Here is a 17048-nt window from a genome sequence, read left to right as displayed (position 1 = left end):
CCGGCTTGTGTTTGCCTGTACAGGGACTCTCCCTTTTTTCTGAAGGCACCCAGCCTTCTACGTCATACATAGGAGCCTAGCTGTATCATCTAAAGCAAAGGAAGAAGCAAGGGAAGAAACAACTGCACGAACAGCTACAAGAGCAGCTGCACGAACAACTACAAGAGCAGCTGCACGAACAGCTACAAGAACAGTTATGGGAACATCTGCCGCAGCGACCACCACAGCGACCGCATCTGCCTTGAACCAGCATCGCATCTTTTTGGCTGTCATTGTTCCAAGGGGTTACATCTCCGCTTTGATAATGATCAACCTGCAATTTTTGCAATTCATTTTGAAAATCTTCCATGTGTTTGACCTCCAGCATCAAAAATGATCTCTGACATTTCCTGTGTTGAACAGTTCAAGCTCTCCAACTACACGAATACCCAGGAATATACAATAGATTTATGAAAGACCATCCGGGATTGGTGACTCCTCCAAATGCCTAATTTTGTAAAAAATAAATCCCTCTACCTGATGATCGAGTAGAGGGATCTGTCTTATCCTTGTAAATTTCGTTCCACTTTTTGAACAAAGCTTGCAAGCAATTACTCAAGCATCGGGCTGCCCATCTCGTCCGGTACTTGAAAGGGACCCAGGCACGTACCTGCGGTGAGGGTTTGCGATTTGCCAGACAGCCCTGTGAGAAAATCCTGCAAGTCCCGATCATTCTGTTTAGCTTTGCTCGTTTTACCTGTTAAAGGAACGAATTCATGAAGCGGATACACCCAAATCAGCTTGCCTATCAAATCAATGAAATGGAACAGGACTAAAACTGGCCCAAATAGCCGACTTGATTGGCGACAGCGTCCCCTGCTTCTTATGCAGCGAAGAAAAACCGCATCACTGCCACCGAAAACTGGTCGTGGAGTATATGCGTGAGTTTGATCCAAGAATCGAAATCGTGCATCTGTAGAGAACGAAATGATAAGCAGTTGCTTTTTTGAGTAGCTGCTTTTTTGTTTGTACCTGCTTTTTCTCAACATTTTTTAAAGGAAGTATTTAGGACATGCTCGCCGCATGCTACCCTTATGGGATAGAGACGTGCAAATAAAGCTGGAGTTGATGAAATGAAACGAATCACCATTTTTGTACTATGCTTGTTAGTTGTCGTAACAGGTCTTTTTGCGATTAAGGTGGAGACTTCCCCCCCGGCAAGCACACGAATCATCCTGGAGCATACGCACCAAACGTATATCACTCCCCCCTGTTATGAACAGGCACAAAAGACGAACAACCTGTCTGAAGCAGACCTGCAAAAAGCGAAGGACTTGAACTATAAGCCGGAATCAAGCTGCACAGAAGACTCGCTGAAACCTATCAAACAGCCGATTGCCTATGACCTGGCTGAAAAACTTGGTTTGAAGCCAAGTGGATGGGGATGGTAATCTCCCATTTATAGCTGTATCGTTTCCCGATGGAGGATGTATGAACGCCATTCAAAGCAAAAACCCGCCCTATTCAAGTGGCGGGTTATCGCTTTTTCACCGAGATTACGCTCCAGCAGGGTTTTGAGCATGCATGAACTGACCCAGCATCTGATTGAATTTCTCGTCATGCTCCCAAAACATCAAGTGTCCACCAAGTACTTCGATCGCGGATTTCGGAGCATGGTGCTCAACGAACCTCTTTGCTGTATCCGCCCAGTGCTCCGCAATAACGGTAAGCGTCGGCACAGCTTCACTTGCCAGTCTGGCTTCTTCCCGATAATCGGAGAACATCCCGGACGCAAACAAATTTGCCGCGATGTAATGTGGCGTTTTTAAAGATTGCTCGACGATCCAGCTTAGCTCCCCTTCCTCCAGCGTCCTTTGAACCATCACACCCGTTGCGTATGCCGAAATAAACTCACGCTGCTTTTCCGAATCCCGCAAATAATAGTTATAAGCTGCGGCTATCTCGTCCAGTGGTCCTTCCACCCAATCCTGCTCGTGATTGGTCGATAACGGCTTGGCTGACAGATCAATAAAGACCAGTGATTTGATATTTTGGGTCCCATGCTGTCGGATATATTCCCACATCGTCAAGCATCCAAACGACCAGCCAATCAATGTCACATCCTTCAATTCCAATGCTTCCATCACCTTTGCCAAATCAGCGCCGTGTGTCGCATAATCATTTCCATGCATCGTAATGGAGGATCTCCCGTGACTTCTCGGATCGATGACAATCACTCTGTTCGTTTTTTGAAAATACTCGACTTGTTTATGGAAGACTTCGGTGGTAAACGTCCAGCCCGGAATAAACACAATCGGGACGCCATGCCCAATATCCTGAACAAACAGCTCAACACCAGGTTCAACCTTTATGTACTTGCCGCCTTGATTCATCATCGACCGCCTCCTGTTTTTCTGAATAATATAACTTTTTACAACGTTATTCGATGACTTTCGAAAAAAACCTCCCTGGCTGCTCCAAAAGACAGCTTTCACTTGAGAGGATTCTACCCCTGACAGCAAGCGGAAAAGAAGATCATCTCATTGCATAGAGGCCAGATCCAAATCTTGGACCGTACCCTGCGTTCCCTGTTCAGCATTCTCTTGTTGTCCCTGCTTTTTCTATTCGAATCCAATTGGCGCTTTTTTGGGTTGTTAGGGCTTTTTCCCTTGTTTAACGCGTTTACGGGCATCTGTTTCTTTTACCGATTGTTTGGCATCAACACATGCCGGGTCAAGTGAAACCGGAGTAGCGAACAGCCCCCAACGGACATCGTGCGAAATGAAAAGAATGGTCCCAGCAACATTTTTGCCAGCTGTAATTTGATGATTTCTCCCCCGCTTAAAACAGACAGCTCTTTACGTACATCGTGATGAGAGAATCCCATCGCTGCCAATACAGCGCGAATTTCCGATACCTGATAATCGCAGTTTTCCTGCATGAACGCCATAACGCCCTGATTACGGTCGATCTTGTAACCATTTTGAGCGAAGATGCCCATTTCTGCTTTTGGTGATAAGGAGTTCCCATCTTCACGATTGAGAATCATGTTGAAAAGTGTTGTTTTTCCTGTTCCATTTGCCCCCGTGATCGGAAAAGGATTGTGCAGCTCTAAGGCTTTGCTCTGTCGGAATTGGACGGACCGTATAGCCTCAGGGGGCTTCACATCACCAAGCAATTCGATTCTCTGCTCCAAATGTTTAGCGGCATTATGGAGCTTCTTCTGTTTGCTCCCCACCGTTTTTTGATGGGCAAGCCGTCCACCGTTTTCTGAGCTGTATTTTCTTAACGCTCCTTTGGCCTTTTGGTCCATTTCCCGAGCTTGATTCTATTTTTCGACGATGGCCTTCTCCAGTCGTTCCTTTTCAACGATATACTGCTTATATTGAGCAGTCTGGTTTTTGCGTTCTTCTTCTTTTTGGGCCAAGTAATCGGAATAGCCACCCCAATACTCGGTGATTGTTCCGTCCTTCAATTCCCATATTTTATCGACGACGTAAGCAAAATTCCCTTCCCTGCGAATTTGTCCATGTGATACTTGGATTTCACCCAGCAATATTTTTAACAGTGTGCTCTTTCCGGCTCCATTCACGCCGACCAGACCAATCCGATCGTACTCATGAAGCTCCAAGTCTTCAATGTCTACTACTTCACGACCCATATATTCTACAGAAATATCAAAATCGCAGTTCTCGGTTCGCAGGATAGCCTGCGATTTAGAAGGGAGATTTAAATAAAGAAGTACCAATGAATAGGACACATCGAATTCACTCCTTTTGCATTTCCATCTCGATCTCAGTTGTTATGAGGCAATAAAAAATACAGATCCAAATCCACCATCCGGGCTTTGGTCTGCATTCATCACGAAAAAGGACACGGCGATACAAGGCATAGCAAACTTGCTATTCCAATCGCAATCTATGTCTCTCCATACGTAAAAGTAAGCAGCTCAAAAAAAGCCCACAGTCGTGGAAAAAATCCGCTTTTTTATAGCCCGCTTATCGAATACGCATCGAGTGTAGCATAGATGGCGTTCCTCCCTATTTTTGATGTCTTGAATAATAGCATCGAGATGTTTGATTGTCAATGAGGGGTATTGGTTGATTATTTCTGTAAGTAGCCGCTCAATTATTGCTCTTCATTCTTTTTAGACAGCACTTTCCCCATGACATCTTTCAATTCCGAATAATCAAACGGCGACTTAATCATCGCGTGAAGTATGGTGGTTGGTTCAACCTTTGTCCAGTCAATCTCATATCCTGCTTGCAAAGCCAAGCACCGAATAAATTCTCTCTGGGTTCTACCGTTTCCTTCACGAAAAGGGTGTAACACGTTTAACTCTGCGAGAAAGTAAGTGATTCTGTTAACATACTCCTCGAAATGAAGAATATCCTTTAAATATTTTTCGGTCTTAACTTTATAAAGTAGCTCGTCAGTCTGATCATGTAAGAAACGTACTGCTGCAAATCGAAAATTTCCTTTGGAAATATCTTCATCCCGGATTTTACCGGCAAATGGATATACATCTCTAAAAATAAACTTATGAATGCCACACAGGTGTTTTTTATCAAACAAACCTTTTAATGGTCTAAGCTGAAGAAGTCTCAATCTCTCTGTTGTAACCAGTCTCTCAAAAGCTTCGAGCTGACTTTGCTCCTTGAAGCCAGGTTTATTTATGAGGACATCACTATTTGGGTAACAATATTTGGATTGCTCTTGATCATACATTTCTCGCCATTTCCTTGGCACGTGCTAAGAATTCACTGTATCGTATTTTTCCTTCTGCACGCTCCGTCAGTAAACGATCTTCCTGCTGCGTCAAGAACATCCCTTCGATCTCCAATGATGCTTTGGCATGTAGTAGAGCACGTCTCACCTGTTTCTGGGAGTACCTTCTCAATACATCCACCCTATCCCTGTTATACAAAATTTTGGTTTGTAAACTTACTACATGTATATGCATTTAAGTTTGTCCCCCTCACACATATTCATACCTAAGTATCATTATATCAAAAAAACCGCATCATTGTGCGGTTCTAAAGGAGGCAAGAAAGAGTCATAAGAGGAATTCGCCCCCAGCCACTGGTATCCCCTATCATTCCAAATTTCGACGCGCTTTGTAATTATTTCTGAAGCTGGCGCAATAAAATTTGTTCAAACCACTTCCACGGCAGCAGGGCCTTCCCCCAGATCGCAACAAGCGCACCCTTGCCTTGGGCGTATCGCAATCTCGGATAGCGGGATTGGCAGCAGCGCTATCGAATCGAAGCCCTTGGATCAAATAGCTGTTTGATAGGCACCTGGCTCCACCAGGGAGACGTGGACACCATAGGGAAGCATTTCGAAACGAAGAGATTCGCTGAATCCTTCGAGTGCGAACTTCGAAGCTGCGTAAGGCCCATACCCGGGGAATCCGAGTCTGCCACTCACGCTGCTGATGTTGATGATTTTCCCGGACTTTGCTTCACGCATATGCGGCAACACTTCTTGGGTCATCACGACGATACCGAAAAAATTGGTTTCCATCGTTTGTACCCAGTCTTCGAACGGAATTTCTTCCACAAAGCCTCCGAGTGAAATCCCAGCGTTATTCACCAGCACATCGATACGCCCATGAGAAAAGTCAGAAGGGCATTTTGTTTTTGAGCGAACCGTGAATGGTATTCCCGTATGGGGCGAAAGCTTGACCTTATCGCTATTGGAGAATGGTTCCATAGGCGGGGTGAAATGGGAAACCATTGACGATAAGGCGTATCAGGAATCGTATTTTCCTGAACCAACCGGAACTTTATCTCTGGAGGAACTAAAGCACAAATTGAAAGAGTATGTCAGACTGGTTTATTTCGAGGCATATGCAACAACCAAACGCTCACCGTTTTCACAGAGTGTACTGGAAAAAACGCCAGTCTTGACCTATCAGTTTCATTTCAACGGATCCATCGACGCATTTTCAGGCAAGGCTAATGAACAAACACAGATGCTAGCGGCTGATTCCGTCTCGCCATTTTTCATCCAATCAGGCGGGGGGCTATCCATCCGTACAGAAAAAGAAGCTCGGGTCGTAATGAATACCTTCTTCGAAACGAGAGAAGATGGGGATTTACAAATCATATCTGAATCGAATCTGAATCAATATCGGTGGGTTGAGAAAAACGGTCGTATCGTTACCGTGAAGACGGATCGTGAAACAGGGAGAGTCATTGGATTAGAGGTGAATGGAAGTTACAGCAATAGCGACAATCACGTACTGGCAAGTCATTCCCTTTCAAAAAAGGCTGTATCCGTGCTGGAACCATTACTTGGTCCTGAAATAAAAGAAGTGCAATTGGAAAGAACGATACAAAAAGAGCACCAGACAGAATTTTGCTTTGTCCCCCTTCATCATGGAATTCCGGTAATCGACCGTACGTATTTTATTACCCTCGATAATCAAACCGGAGATCTTCTTGCTATTCGAGGTGATTTTGCTCGAGAACCTGTTGCCCTGCCTTCTCAACAGCAAATCCTCTCGATCGATGATGCGCTTACCATCATTATGAACCATACGCAATTTGAATTGATGTACAGTTGGACCCATGATTCAGGCAACAAGGAAAAGAACCCATTGCTCGTATACCGGCAGAGAGCGGGTTCATCTTCAAGAGTAACCATGGATGCGAAAACAGGTGAAATTCTGCATGATTAGTTAGCCTGATACCAACCGTAACATAAATAAATAGTTGCCGCCTCTCAGAGCAGATAGCAATTGAAGGGGCGGCAGCTAATGACCATGCATCTTTATGAAATTATACGGCTCATGTATTTCCCCTCTGCCGCTTGTGGAGGTGGATGAAGCATTTAATCCAGTTCCTCTTTTTCTGTAGCCAAACGGACGTGCTTTATCAAATTCTATTCTCTCAGAAATTGTAAGATCTTCTCGTTAACCAAATCGGCTTGCTCCATGGATAGAATGTGTCCAGCGTTCTTGACAATCTCTGCTTTCACATGAGGAAGAAGTCGAACCGCTCTCCCCATAGCTTCAAGGGGATTGTACATGACTTCATGTTCACCAAACAGGAGAAGCATGTCTGTTGTGATGCTCTTTAATTCTTCATCTGCCCATACGTAAGGCCAGACCCGTTTCCGATCTTTTCCGGCAGACAATGAATCCTCCCTGAGAACGCCTGCTTGGAACTGATCAACAAAGTATGGGGGAAGCTGGTATCTGTCAGCAAACACCCATTTGTTGAAATTCTCCACTCCATTCGGATCACTGACCAAGCCGAAAGCATGCGCATAGAACTCTGCTCGAAAAGATACGAACGACTCGGCTGGGCTCATCACAACACACTTCAATATTCTCGCCGGATCATGCATGGCGAAGTTCACAATCAATTGTCCCCCATAGGAGAGCCCCGCCATATGGGCCACTCCAAGTCCTAAACCATCCATGACTTCTGAAAGCCAATAGGCGTACTCCTCCCTGCTTTCCAACGGCTTTTGCAGCATGCTCTTATTTTTATCGTCAATAATATCAATGGCATAGGTTCTATACTTTTGGCTGAAGGATTCTATGTTGGGATACCACATAGTTGAACTGTACATGGCACCATGCAAGAGCAAAAGTGGTTCTGCCTCTTCAGGACCGCAGGTGATTACATGGGTTTGGCCAAAACTGGTCGAGACATAAGATGATTCTACCTTGACCGGCCAATGGGAGAGACCGTTTTCATACATCTTCCCGTATGATTGATGTGATTCCACTCCAGGTGAATATGTAAGAGAGCTACTATTGCTCCTGATCCAAGGATCGTTATTCAAATGAATCCCTCATTTCGCGTCTATTATTCCATCAGCTTCACCACGGTTTTCAACAGCTCATCAATGACACCACCGTCTCCGCCTAGGGTATTTTTGTTCATCGTTTACTGATTTTGTAATGGTTATTTGTTTCATGATCGATTTCTACGGTTCCGACAAATTCGAATCCGCATTTTTGAATGACTCTGTTCGAAGAAATGTTACGAACCAAGGCGGTGGCATTGAGCACCTTCACATCGGTGTTCTCAAAAAGATACGCAATCATTCCTTCAACCGCTTGGGTCGTGTATCCCTTGTTCGTGTGACGATTGGAGATCGCATAGACGATCTCTCTATTCGGAGGGGGCAGCTCCTCTTTTGTCCCCGAACAGCACCATCCGATATACTCGCCCGTTTCTTTTAAAATGATCGCTAAACGTAAGTAGGTATCTCCCACTTGACCGCCATCCGCTACTGCTTGTAAAAACCGTTTGTTGTCAACAATTTCATAATTCTGCATCCAGTACAAACGCTTTTCCCTCGAAGCATTCCAATCCGGCAAAAACTCCTTAATTTCGGCTTGCTGGGTAAGCTCGTATAGAGAATCCACATCCTCAATCAAATACTCACGCAAAAGGATGTCCTTGCACTCAATCGTGAAAATGTCATTTTTAGTTTCTGATTGTTTACCGTTACTCAAAAGCCATTCTCCTTTCTCTTTTTAATAAACCGTGAATGTTTGCCCTGTTTGCGCTCCTTCTACGCTCTTGCGATAAGCTTGTGCTACCCTGCTGGCAGGTACTGGCTCATAGCCTGGAAAATAATCGCCATACGTTTGCAACGCTTCCTCCAAGACAGTAGGGCTTACATTATTTATTCGAATCCCACGGGGCATTTCAATGGCTGCCGCTTTGACGAATGCTCGGATCGCTCCACCTGCCATTGCAGATGACGCGCCACCCACGATGGGATCATCCATGATAATGCCTGTCGTCAATGTAAAGCTTCCTTGATCATGTACATGATTGAGACCTAGCAGTACAAGGTTGATTTGACCTTTCAACTTACCTTGAATAGAAATTTCATTGTTTTCTGGCGTCAGTTCCAGAAGAGAGCCAAAGTACGTGCTCCCTGTCGCACTAATGACGGCATCAACCTTCCCAACCGTTTGATACATCGCTTCAATACTGTCGGTGGAGGTAATGTCGACTTTTACATCCGCCCCGTTCCGTCCTGCCGAAATAACCTCATGCCGCGCTTCCAATTCCTTGCGAACTGCACTTCCGATCGTACCAGATGCACCAATTAACAGTATCCGCATTTTGAACCCTCCCAATGATTTAGAAACTTTGCTCATGCAACGATTAAGCGTTTTGTTTTTTCTTCATGAAGACTGCGATCAAGAAAATGCTGACTGCAGAGGCAAATGCACTGATGGTGAATAGATAGGCAAACCCGGCAGCCATACCGATCAGTTTTCCTGCTACGGTGGCACCCAAGGTTGAGCCCAGCGAGCGGAAGAGACTGAGATATCCTATTGCAGCACCTGTCTCTTTTGGCTCTACTGTTTGCAGGATCAACACGTTAAGGGGTGCGCCGATGATGATGCCTACACCAAATCCCATGACCACAATGATCAATACGAAGATCGCCAGGGAATTTACAGTGAAGCCGAGCGAGAGTGCGCCCAGAATCGAAATCATGAATCCTAGCAGCAATACTTTTTTCGCGCCAATTTTATCCGCCATCGATCCACCTATGAGCGAAGCGATCACAGAAGAAATGGCGAACGGTGTGGCCAAAAGTCCCGAGCTGCCTTTTTCCATGCCGAGCATCGATTCTGTGAAAAATGGCAGGAAGTTGATCGAGGTAGCCATGACAAAGCCGGAAATGAGCGACGAAACGAGAAGCGTCACCGTGTTTTTTCTAGTAAAGTAGCCGGTATTCAGCAGCGGATCGGCTTGTTTCCTTTCGATCATCAGCAGGAAGGGAATCAACACCAAGCCAGCGAGGATGAATATCCATTTGCTGCTCGAAATGCCGTACATGATCGCAAGGATCACGACGCTGAGCAAGATGATTCCAGGTAAATCAATCGGCTTTTTCACGATGGGCTGCTCCTGTTTCAGTCCAGTAACCAAAAGAAGGATGAGAATGGAAATCGGGATATTAATAAGGAAGATCCACTGCCATTCGAGCATCTTGAGGATCAGGCCACCAACGGAAGGACCTGCAATAGTTCCAATCCCAAACGCCACACCAATCAGACCTAACGCCTTCCCTCTTTTTTCAGGAGGTGTGGTAACAGCAATTTGAGCAGCGGTAATCGGGAATATACCCCCAGAGCCTATTGCTTGGACAGCGCGTCCCAGGAGAAACACTGTAAAATGAGAGGCAAATGCAGCGATGATCGATCCAATCGCGAACAAACTGATACCGAAAATAAATGTTTGTTTTCGCCCCAATCGATCTGACAGCTTGCCTAACACCGGAATACTAACAGCGAAGGTAAGCGTATAAATCGTAAAACTCCAGACCCCCCAAGATTCACTCACTTGGTAAGCAGAAATAATGGAGCTTAAGGCCGGACCAACAATGCCATGATCAAGAGCCCCCATAAAGATTCCAAGCAAGAAAGTGAACAGCATACGTCCGCGAGAAATGCCTGTTTTTTGTTGAACTTGAGGTATCGCTTCTGTGCTCATTTTTCATTCTCCTTATACGAATTATCTGATTTTCTAATGAATATATACTATACCCCTGTACCCTATATAGTCAACAAAAAATGACCAATGTTTTCTACAATGTTGACCGACCTCCCCAATCTTAACCGATGGAGAGGCCCTTTTTGATAAAATCAAGCTGATTCTGTATCGCATTGATTTGGCGCATGAGTTGGTCATTTGATCTGCATGTTGCCAGTTTCCAGTGTACGTCTTTTAATTGGATGATAATCTGTACAAGATCTTCTTCTAATCGCAATGTATTATTTTCCATTTCCTTCCCCTTCTCTTGGCAGCAATCCGAACCAATAATCAGACCAAGCCGCATCAACCCATTCGCTATTGAACTCTGGACGGGTGCCCATCCACATGAGCACCCCATCACGCATGGCACGAAAGGACATCACTTTTTTGGAAGAAAGATCTTGTCGGATGATACCCAGTGTCATGGCATCTTCAAAAATCGCTTCCATCTTCTCCTGAATCGTCTCATTCCAAGTAAGAATGTTTTTGAATATTTTCTCGCGAAGCTCAGGCTGCGCCAATAGAAGCAGCTGGCTCCAGAATGCATGGCGCTCTTTGTTCATGTAGTAATGACGGATAAATTCCACAAACTGATGGCGCAGCTTATCGTGGACATTCATCTCTTTCGACTCCTCAAACAACCGGTTCATCAGTGTTTCGGTATCTTTGGCTACATCTTCAAAGACCGCTAAAAACAGTTCCTCTTTTCCCTTGTAATGGGCGTATAAAGAGGCCTTCGTAATACCGACTCCGGCAGCCAAATCGCTCATAGACATACCATCGAATCCTCTTTGGGCAAAAAGCGATAAAGCGACCTGCTTGATTTTCTCTTTTGTTGACATGGCTATCGTATCACCCCTTTTAATAACCGAACGGTCGGTAGGTTTATGGTATAATTTTCATTTGTGTACGTCAAGTAAAAAATTGTGCTGTTCGCTGTTTCATCAATCGCGTTTTTGATCTACTCGGACTGGATCACCAATTCAGGTCCCCCTCAACCGTTTGCACTTGAGAGATCGCCTGAGAATATCCCTAAAATCAAAAAACCACCCTCATCATATTGTTTAAATCATAAACTTGCCAACAATTAAACCATAAGCTTGCCAAAGCCTGATTTATCAATATTTCTTATATAGAGACATTAAGAATTAAGGTCATTTATCAATAGCATTTCGTTACTATTGTAAAATTGAAGTCGGTTAATTGTATTTATGGCAAGCTTTTGCTTTAGTAATTAATTTTCGGCAAGTTTTTGCTTTAATAGGATTAAAATAACTATTTAATTACTTTTGGTAATATGAGTAGTCCTTATCTAACCACAATTAAATGCTTAAGTTTAAATTCAATCATCTACACAGTATTTAATTTATTATTTAGGGCCATTATTTTTTATATTTATCCCTAATTTTTTCATGACCTCATATCTTTTATCTTTCAAGCTGAATGATACTAATTTTTGATGTACGCCTAATTTTCTCGCCAATAAATCTATAGAAGGATATACCCCAGTATTAGCACATTCGATAATGTACGTTTCTAACTTAATCTCCATATAAATATGATTTTCTTTACTAACTTGGGATTTATATTCTTTATATCTTTGGCTAATCAACCTGCACTCTCTTGGAAAATAGGCACGGAGAGACTCATTGCTTAAAAAACCTAAAGCTTTTGTTATATCACTTAATTTTGGCGGGGGATATGCATTTTCTTCAATAACTCGATTTAGAATGCGACCTCTTTCTTCAATCGGTAACTTAATTCTTTCATTTCCGAGGGACTTTCTCTGTGGTCCCCAGTTTATTTTGTTTATTGTTATTGTAGAAAGATCCTCTTCTAAAAATCTTTTAAGAGAAATATTTGAACAATAGCAAATTAAAAAAAGTGAATATATCGAGAATGTTCCCTTTCCCCTTATCCATTCAAAAATTGCATGACGACTGAAGCCCATATATTTTGCAAAATCTACTTTAGTGATTTTATTATTTTTTAGGGTTACAGAGAAGAATTCCTGTAACCTCTCACAAATTTGTTTCTTACTTATTGAAAGATTTGTGCATCCTAAGAGATATTCGAGTGATTGATGAACCCATACCTGCCAATTATATTCCTCTTCATCAATATTTATTGAGTGTTTTAAATTTGAACCCAGCCATTCATTGCATTTATCACAGTAGCCAACTCTTGATTTTGTATTGATAGACCATATCTGCTCACCGCAATGAGGACAACAGGATTCTAACCTTCTTCTATGGATTAAACAAATATTCACGATTTTTACATTCCATATTAGTTTCTCATATACAGTTTTACTATTCTTAAATTCTTCTAGACAATGAGAACACCATTGACGACGTGTCTGTATATCCGACGTATACATTAATTCGGCCAACCTTAGAAAGGTTAATTTTTCTTTGTTCTTTTCAAGTGTCAACTCATTTAAAGCAGAAGACATTTTTATTGCCATCATTTTGATCCCATTAATTGAAAAGGATTTAGAATATATACGGTAATGTGTATTAACAAGTGCACTTTTAGTAATTTCTCCATCTATTAAAAATGGAAGCAGCAGTTCCTTTGTAAAGGTTCCAGAAGTTACTGAATGTGCTTCAGCCATTCTTAGGATGTAGCTCGTTAAACTCTCTATATCTAAACTATCCATAGCCATCGGCTGCAATTGAATCACTTTGCTTCTTTCAGGTATATCCGGATCATCTATATCCAAAGTTTCAAAAATGTTCATGCTTTTTATGTACTTCATAAAAAATCTCCCCCTTATTTTACGTACTCCAGCTGTGCTATTTATTATTCATAATCCCATTTGAACAATAAATGCTATGAATGATTATCCATCCATAGCATTTATAAAATTTCTCTTTTTCAAGTATCAATTTCTCGCACTCCAACAGCATCTCTTTTCGGAACACGTTTCTAATGCCCCTTTTTCTCAGTTTACTCGTATCGGAACTATTACATGTTGAACAAGTATGCTTAATTTTACACTGTGACTTTTCTGTAATCGTATACATATTACTTACCCAAATTCGTACCAATAAAGGAGAACGATTACACCGCATCCTGTTCGCCTTCCTTAATGCTTCCTCCTGTTTTATCTCTCTTAGCTTTACGCTTCCCTGGCTTTTTCTTTTTCGCGTGTCCTTTACTTTGATGTGTCTGCGCGGATGATTCTTCATTGTTTTCATCACTGATATGATCTGGCATACTGTTCGCCATTAATAAATTGTAAAGTGTCCTCTTTTTCTCATCGTTTTCTTCAAGTTTCATTTCCCCTTCACGAGCTTCACGAATCATTTTTATGCACTGATCAATAGAAAGTGCATACTCTTTAAAATCATCGATTGTTAACGACTTTTCTCCTTTTAGCAGCTTCATTTCCAATGTCTTAGCTAACCAATCTTTAAGTGTCCCTATACAGCCAATGCATCGTTCATAAAAAAAATCTGTATGGCCAATAAGGTCGGGTTCAACTTCTAACGGCATGTTTTTTTGAAACATATAAAGAGCACTCTCAAACCACTCCATATGCTGGCTATTTTCCATTCGGTATCTTTGGAAATGAACATCGTCGCTCCGTCGTGCAAGTTGTCCACTCAAATTCGTGAATTGAAGCAGCTCATACGTACCTATCAAAACAATGGGCGTATTGGATTGTGATGCAAGCGATTTAATCGAATCCATTTGATTCCTCAATCTTTTCCCACTAGTCATCTTCATCATGTGTTGAGCCTCATCGATCATTAATACAATTGGTCGCCGATGTCTCAGTGTTGACTCAACTGCTTTTCTTAAGGTTCGGTTTGGATCCTGAGCTCTCAGATTTGAAAAGCCATTTTGATTAAGAATTGCATCAAAATCTACTTTATGATTAATGGCTACATCTCTTAACTCCTCTAGCAATCGAATATAAAAGTCCTTCCAATCAAAACTGCCATTGTCCGGTGCTACTGCCTCCAAAGCTGCATAAGGTATTATTCCTTTATCAGCTTCGAGCAAAGGGAGCGATCTTTCAATGATCACCCGCTTTACTTTTTTATATATTGTTGTTTTCCCCACTCCACTCGGACCATACAAAAATTGAATAGTCCGATTAGAGGGGTTAAATACGTTATCAATTAATTTACTGTACGCATCAATTAACAAAGGATGTGCTATTGTGTAGCTTTTGAAGTAATTCACTCGTGCCTCAATTGGTTCGGTAAGCAATCCTTCTGGGAACACTGGTATTTGTTCGTTCCCTTCCGCATCCTTATTCACTTTTGGTCTCATATTAAAACTCCCCGAAATTTTTATACTTAGGCTCATGCTTTTGCAAAACATTTGGCTTTTGATCCATCTTATTTCGCCTGGACTCAACATCTTCATTCGTATAAACAGCAAAAGCACTTGAACTAGAAACTTCTTTTTTCTCATTTGGACTATTGTGTCCGCCGGTCTTTCCCCCTTCAAGTACGGTAAATGTGGCTTTTAATTCACTGTCCCGTAAACGTTGAAGCAGAAGATTTTCTTCAGCTTCAGCTGATTTTAAAAAGTTAGCTAGTTTTGCTGCAGTAACCTTTACTTCCTGTCCACGAAGGCGCATTCTGCGTCTTAACTCCTCCAATGCTTGTTGAATCTCACGCTCTGTTCGGTCGACAAAAACGCTGTAGTGCTCAGAATTCATGTATACCCATGTGTTTCGAATATAAGCATAAGCAACACCCATATTAAATGGATCATATCTAACAGGAACTTGCTTCCCTTCAAATTCAGGATCAAGTAGGCTTTCGGACCAATAATAAATATGATTAATTTTTACACCTCTGCCTGGATCAAGTTTTGCCGTACCCTTTTTAGTCGTTGGGAGTGTAAGCATAGTAAACGTCTCATCGTAAGTTATATACGTCGATTCACGTTTGCCTGAGTTAGCTATCCCGATTAAAAATTCCTCTCTAGGGGATCTTCCAAGTGCCGGATGTTCAATGTTGTCATACACGTCATAGACCCATTCTTTTAACTTTTCAAGAAATTTACCGAACATCCAGACTGCGTTTTTCTTTGGATTAACCGCAGCAGTAACTTGTCTGACATTCTTCATCAATTGGGTGTTTCCAATTAGATTATCTACAAACATGGTGTTTGTGGTACCAAATAGACGTTCAACCACGGCACCATGCTTTGGTTTGCCCTCACGGAGTAATTTGCCAACTTTATAAAACGCAAGAAGTGTTTCAAAGTATGTGCTGCCAAATTCTTTACCGCCATCAACCACAATATTCTTTGGTAATCTTGAATGCCTTCGAACGCACTCTCTCAACACCATCATGACTGACCGATATCCCGGTTCATCAAATGATAAATAGGCGGCAAGAATTCTACGAGTGAAAGCATCAACCAAAAAGGTAACCCACGGCCTTCCTAAGTTTTTCCTCGTTTTTGAACAAATTAATTCGATATCTAATTGGGTATGGTCCAAGTGGCATATTTCAAAAGGATAATCTCCATGACGAGGTGTTGTTAAGTGAAGCTCCAAATATCTCGGTTCCTTTTGATACGCCGCTTTTTTCCCTTCCCTTTTAAGGGTGTGTTGATAGTCAGAGCGTTTTTTTATGTAATTTAAAAAGCTTTGAAAGCTTGGGGTTTCATAACCTTTTTCAGTGCAATCAGCAATTAATATTTTCCATACGGTATATGCCTTCCTATTCACAGACGTTTCTAGATATTCTGTTATGTACCATTCCATGAGATCTATGACTTCCTTCGTAAATCTGCGTTTATAATTTCCTGGTATACCCTTCCTAATCAAACCAATATAACCATAACCATATTGAAGTTCTGCATTTTTGTACTTTTTGACCCAATCACGCAAAGTACGATCCGGAATGTTAATATTAGCGGCTGAATAACCATCAAGTATGGGTTTAATCTTATGGTATCTTTCATTTGCTTTCGCTAAGTCATTTTCTGAAGCGGTTCTTAAAATAGAGATTGCTTCTTGTTTATTTCGTGAATGAGAAATCGTTAACCCGGTTATTTTTCCTTTTTGTACTAGATAATGAAAACTGTCGTATGGGAGCTCTACTTCTCTTTGATTGTCTTGACTAAGAAGCGAAATATTTGACTCTCCATTATTTAGTATAAGAAAAGCTCTTCCATCCCATTGAATGGTGTTCCCCGGGTATAGTTCTACATTTCTAACTTGGATCGACTGATTAGCTGAATCAACATCTAAATATGAGTACGCTAGGGCCATTTCCTTATTAGGGAAAATTTTAGCTCTGTCAGTATGTGTGATCCGATTCTTGTATAAGTCAACATAAAATGCATTACTTACAATCATCTTATAAATATCATCAGAGCTATAGCCATCTTGATCATCCAGCAAGTCCTTAATACATATTCCGGGTTGTTCCATAACCGTTCTAAGCAGGATCTGTTTTGCACTTTCTTCTATATCGAACGAATCGGAGAGCGGTTTAACCCCTCAAAATTTGAGTCTTTCTCCCTTATTCTCGCATTTTCATATGATTCTTCTCTTCTTCAACC

At 42.0% G+C, this 17048-nt stretch carries 15 protein-coding genes and 2 pseudogenes; 4 read left to right on the top strand and 13 right to left on the bottom strand.

The genetic code is table 11. The annotated features are described in order from the left end of the window. Positions 1-85: 85 nt before the first annotated feature. The gene (locus tag JZI27_RS20740; RefSeq protein WP_481752833.1) at positions 86-349 is read right to left on the bottom strand and encodes a heterocycloanthracin/sonorensin family bacteriocin; all 264 of its coding nucleotides are present in this window, start codon (positions 347-349) and stop codon (positions 86-88) included. A gap of 468 nt (positions 350-817) precedes the next feature. On the opposite strand from JZI27_RS20740, the gene JZI27_RS20735 reads away from it, so the two are divergent. Further along, positions 818-958 carry a DUF488 family protein gene (locus JZI27_RS20735; protein WP_276531684.1) on the top strand — a complete coding sequence of 47 codons (141 nt, stop codon included), beginning with the start codon at positions 818-820 and terminating at the stop codon, positions 956-958. A gap of 154 nt (positions 959-1112) precedes the next feature. Next, positions 1113-1430: a hypothetical protein gene (locus tag JZI27_RS20730; RefSeq protein ID WP_280209073.1), complete on the top strand. Its 318-nt coding sequence runs from the start codon at positions 1113-1115 to the stop codon at positions 1428-1430. A 105-nt stretch (positions 1431-1535) separates the two neighbouring features. Here JZI27_RS20730 and JZI27_RS20725 read toward each other — a convergent pair whose 3' ends face one another. Beyond that, the gene (locus JZI27_RS20725) at positions 1536-2375 is read right to left on the bottom strand and encodes an alpha/beta fold hydrolase (RefSeq protein ID WP_348521379.1); all 840 of its coding nucleotides are present in this window, start codon (positions 2373-2375) and stop codon (positions 1536-1538) included. A gap of 147 nt (positions 2376-2522) precedes the next feature. Here JZI27_RS20725 and JZI27_RS20720 point away from each other — a divergent pair, with 147 nt between their 5' ends. Further along, positions 2523-2720, top strand: a complete 198-nt coding sequence (locus tag JZI27_RS20720; RefSeq protein ID WP_348521378.1) for a YgaP family membrane protein — start codon at positions 2523-2525, stop codon at positions 2718-2720. A gap of 47 nt (positions 2721-2767) precedes the next feature. Here the strand turns inward: JZI27_RS20720 and JZI27_RS20715 are convergent. The 3 genes and pseudogenes from JZI27_RS20715 to JZI27_RS20705 form a co-directional block, all read right to left on the bottom strand. Continuing rightward, positions 2768-3640, bottom strand: a pseudogene (locus tag JZI27_RS20715) (ATP-binding cassette domain-containing protein); the annotation flags it as partial. Positions 3641-4107: 467 nt separating this feature from the next. Next, positions 4108-4707: a Fic/DOC family protein gene (locus JZI27_RS20710; RefSeq protein ID WP_280209072.1), complete on the bottom strand. Its 600-nt coding sequence runs from the start codon at positions 4705-4707 to the stop codon at positions 4108-4110. A gap of 395 nt (positions 4708-5102) precedes the next feature. After that, positions 5103-5595 (bottom strand): annotated as a pseudogene (locus JZI27_RS20705) (SDR family NAD(P)-dependent oxidoreductase); the annotation flags it as partial. Positions 5596-5662: 67 nt separating this feature from the next. Here JZI27_RS20705 and JZI27_RS20700 point away from each other — a divergent pair. Beyond that, a complete protein-coding gene (locus JZI27_RS20700; RefSeq protein ID WP_481752834.1) occupies positions 5663-6664 on the top strand; it encodes a YcdB/YcdC domain-containing protein in 1002 nt (333 codons plus the stop codon). 203 nt (positions 6665-6867) lie between these two features. On the opposite strand, the gene JZI27_RS20695 is transcribed toward JZI27_RS20700, so the two are convergent. From JZI27_RS20695 to JZI27_RS20660, 8 genes are all read right to left on the bottom strand, one after another. Next, positions 6868-7695 (bottom strand): alpha/beta fold hydrolase, encoded by an 828-nt coding sequence (locus JZI27_RS20695; protein WP_251243226.1) that lies wholly within the window; start codon positions 7693-7695, stop codon positions 6868-6870. A gap of 181 nt (positions 7696-7876) precedes the next feature. Further along, positions 7877-8458, bottom strand: coding sequence for a GNAT family N-acetyltransferase (locus JZI27_RS20690; protein ID WP_245997233.1), 582 nt, complete (start codon positions 8456-8458; stop codon positions 7877-7879). A 21-nt stretch (positions 8459-8479) separates the two neighbouring features. Further along, positions 8480-9079, bottom strand: a complete 600-nt coding sequence (locus JZI27_RS20685) for a short chain dehydrogenase (protein WP_251243225.1) — start codon at positions 9077-9079, stop codon at positions 8480-8482. A gap of 43 nt (positions 9080-9122) precedes the next feature. Continuing rightward, complete coding sequence (locus tag JZI27_RS20680; protein WP_251243224.1) at positions 9123-10463, bottom strand: MFS transporter; 1341 nt, start codon at positions 10461-10463, stop codon at positions 9123-9125. A 281-nt stretch (positions 10464-10744) separates the two neighbouring features. Then, positions 10745-11347, bottom strand: a complete 603-nt coding sequence (locus JZI27_RS20675) for a TetR/AcrR family transcriptional regulator (RefSeq protein WP_122911348.1) — start codon at positions 11345-11347, stop codon at positions 10745-10747. A 527-nt stretch (positions 11348-11874) separates the two neighbouring features. Next, the gene (locus JZI27_RS20670; protein WP_280209068.1) at positions 11875-13266 is read right to left on the bottom strand and encodes a TniQ family protein; all 1392 of its coding nucleotides are present in this window, start codon (positions 13264-13266) and stop codon (positions 11875-11877) included. Positions 13267-13571: 305 nt separating this feature from the next. Further along, entirely contained in the window at positions 13572-14792 is a 1221-nt protein-coding gene (locus JZI27_RS20665) for an AAA family ATPase (RefSeq protein WP_280209067.1), read from the bottom strand. Position 14793: 1 nt separating this feature from the next. After that, on the bottom strand, positions 14794-16917 hold the full coding sequence (locus tag JZI27_RS20660; RefSeq protein WP_280209066.1) for a Mu transposase C-terminal domain-containing protein: 2124 nt from the start codon (positions 16915-16917) through the stop codon (positions 14794-14796). Positions 16918-17048: the final 131 nt, after the last annotated feature.

This window comes from Brevibacillus sp. AY1, from assembly GCF_029870785.1.
Lineage (GTDB): Bacteria > Bacillota > Bacilli > Brevibacillales > Brevibacillaceae > Brevibacillus > Brevibacillus invocatus.
Note: the sequence above shows the minus strand (reverse complement) of the source record. Positions and strands in the feature narration are given on the sequence as shown.

Excerpts from the sequence above, each read along its gene's own strand:
- JZI27_RS20695 (WP_251243226.1), bottom strand. The coding sequence starts at position 7,695 with ATGTATGAAAACGGTCTCTCCCATTGGCCGGTCAAGGTAGAATCATCT.
- JZI27_RS20725 (WP_348521379.1), bottom strand. The coding sequence starts at position 2,375 with ATGATGAATCAAGGCGGCAAGTACATAAAGGTTGAACCTGGTGTTGAG.
- JZI27_RS20670 (WP_280209068.1), bottom strand. The coding sequence starts at position 13,266 with ATGAAGTACATAAAAAGCATGAACATTTTTGAAACTTTGGATATAGAT.
- JZI27_RS20710 (WP_280209072.1), bottom strand. The coding sequence starts at position 4,707 with ATGTATGATCAAGAGCAATCCAAATATTGTTACCCAAATAGTGATGTC.
- JZI27_RS20665 (WP_280209067.1), bottom strand. The coding sequence starts at position 14,792 with ATGAGACCAAAAGTGAATAAGGATGCGGAAGGGAACGAACAAATACCA.
- JZI27_RS20685 (WP_251243225.1), bottom strand. The coding sequence starts at position 9,079 with ATGCGGATACTGTTAATTGGTGCATCTGGTACGATCGGAAGTGCAGTT.
- JZI27_RS20730 (WP_280209073.1), top strand. The coding sequence starts at position 1,113 with ATGAAACGAATCACCATTTTTGTACTATGCTTGTTAGTTGTCGTAACA.
- JZI27_RS20660 (WP_280209066.1), bottom strand. The coding sequence starts at position 16,917 with ATGGAACAACCCGGAATATGTATTAAGGACTTGCTGGATGATCAAGAT.
- JZI27_RS20675 (WP_122911348.1), bottom strand. The coding sequence starts at position 11,347 with ATGTCAACAAAAGAGAAAATCAAGCAGGTCGCTTTATCGCTTTTTGCC.
- JZI27_RS20740 (WP_481752833.1), bottom strand. The coding sequence starts at position 349 with ATGGAAGATTTTCAAAATGAATTGCAAAAATTGCAGGTTGATCATTAT.
- JZI27_RS20680 (WP_251243224.1), bottom strand. The coding sequence starts at position 10,463 with ATGAGCACAGAAGCGATACCTCAAGTTCAACAAAAAACAGGCATTTCT.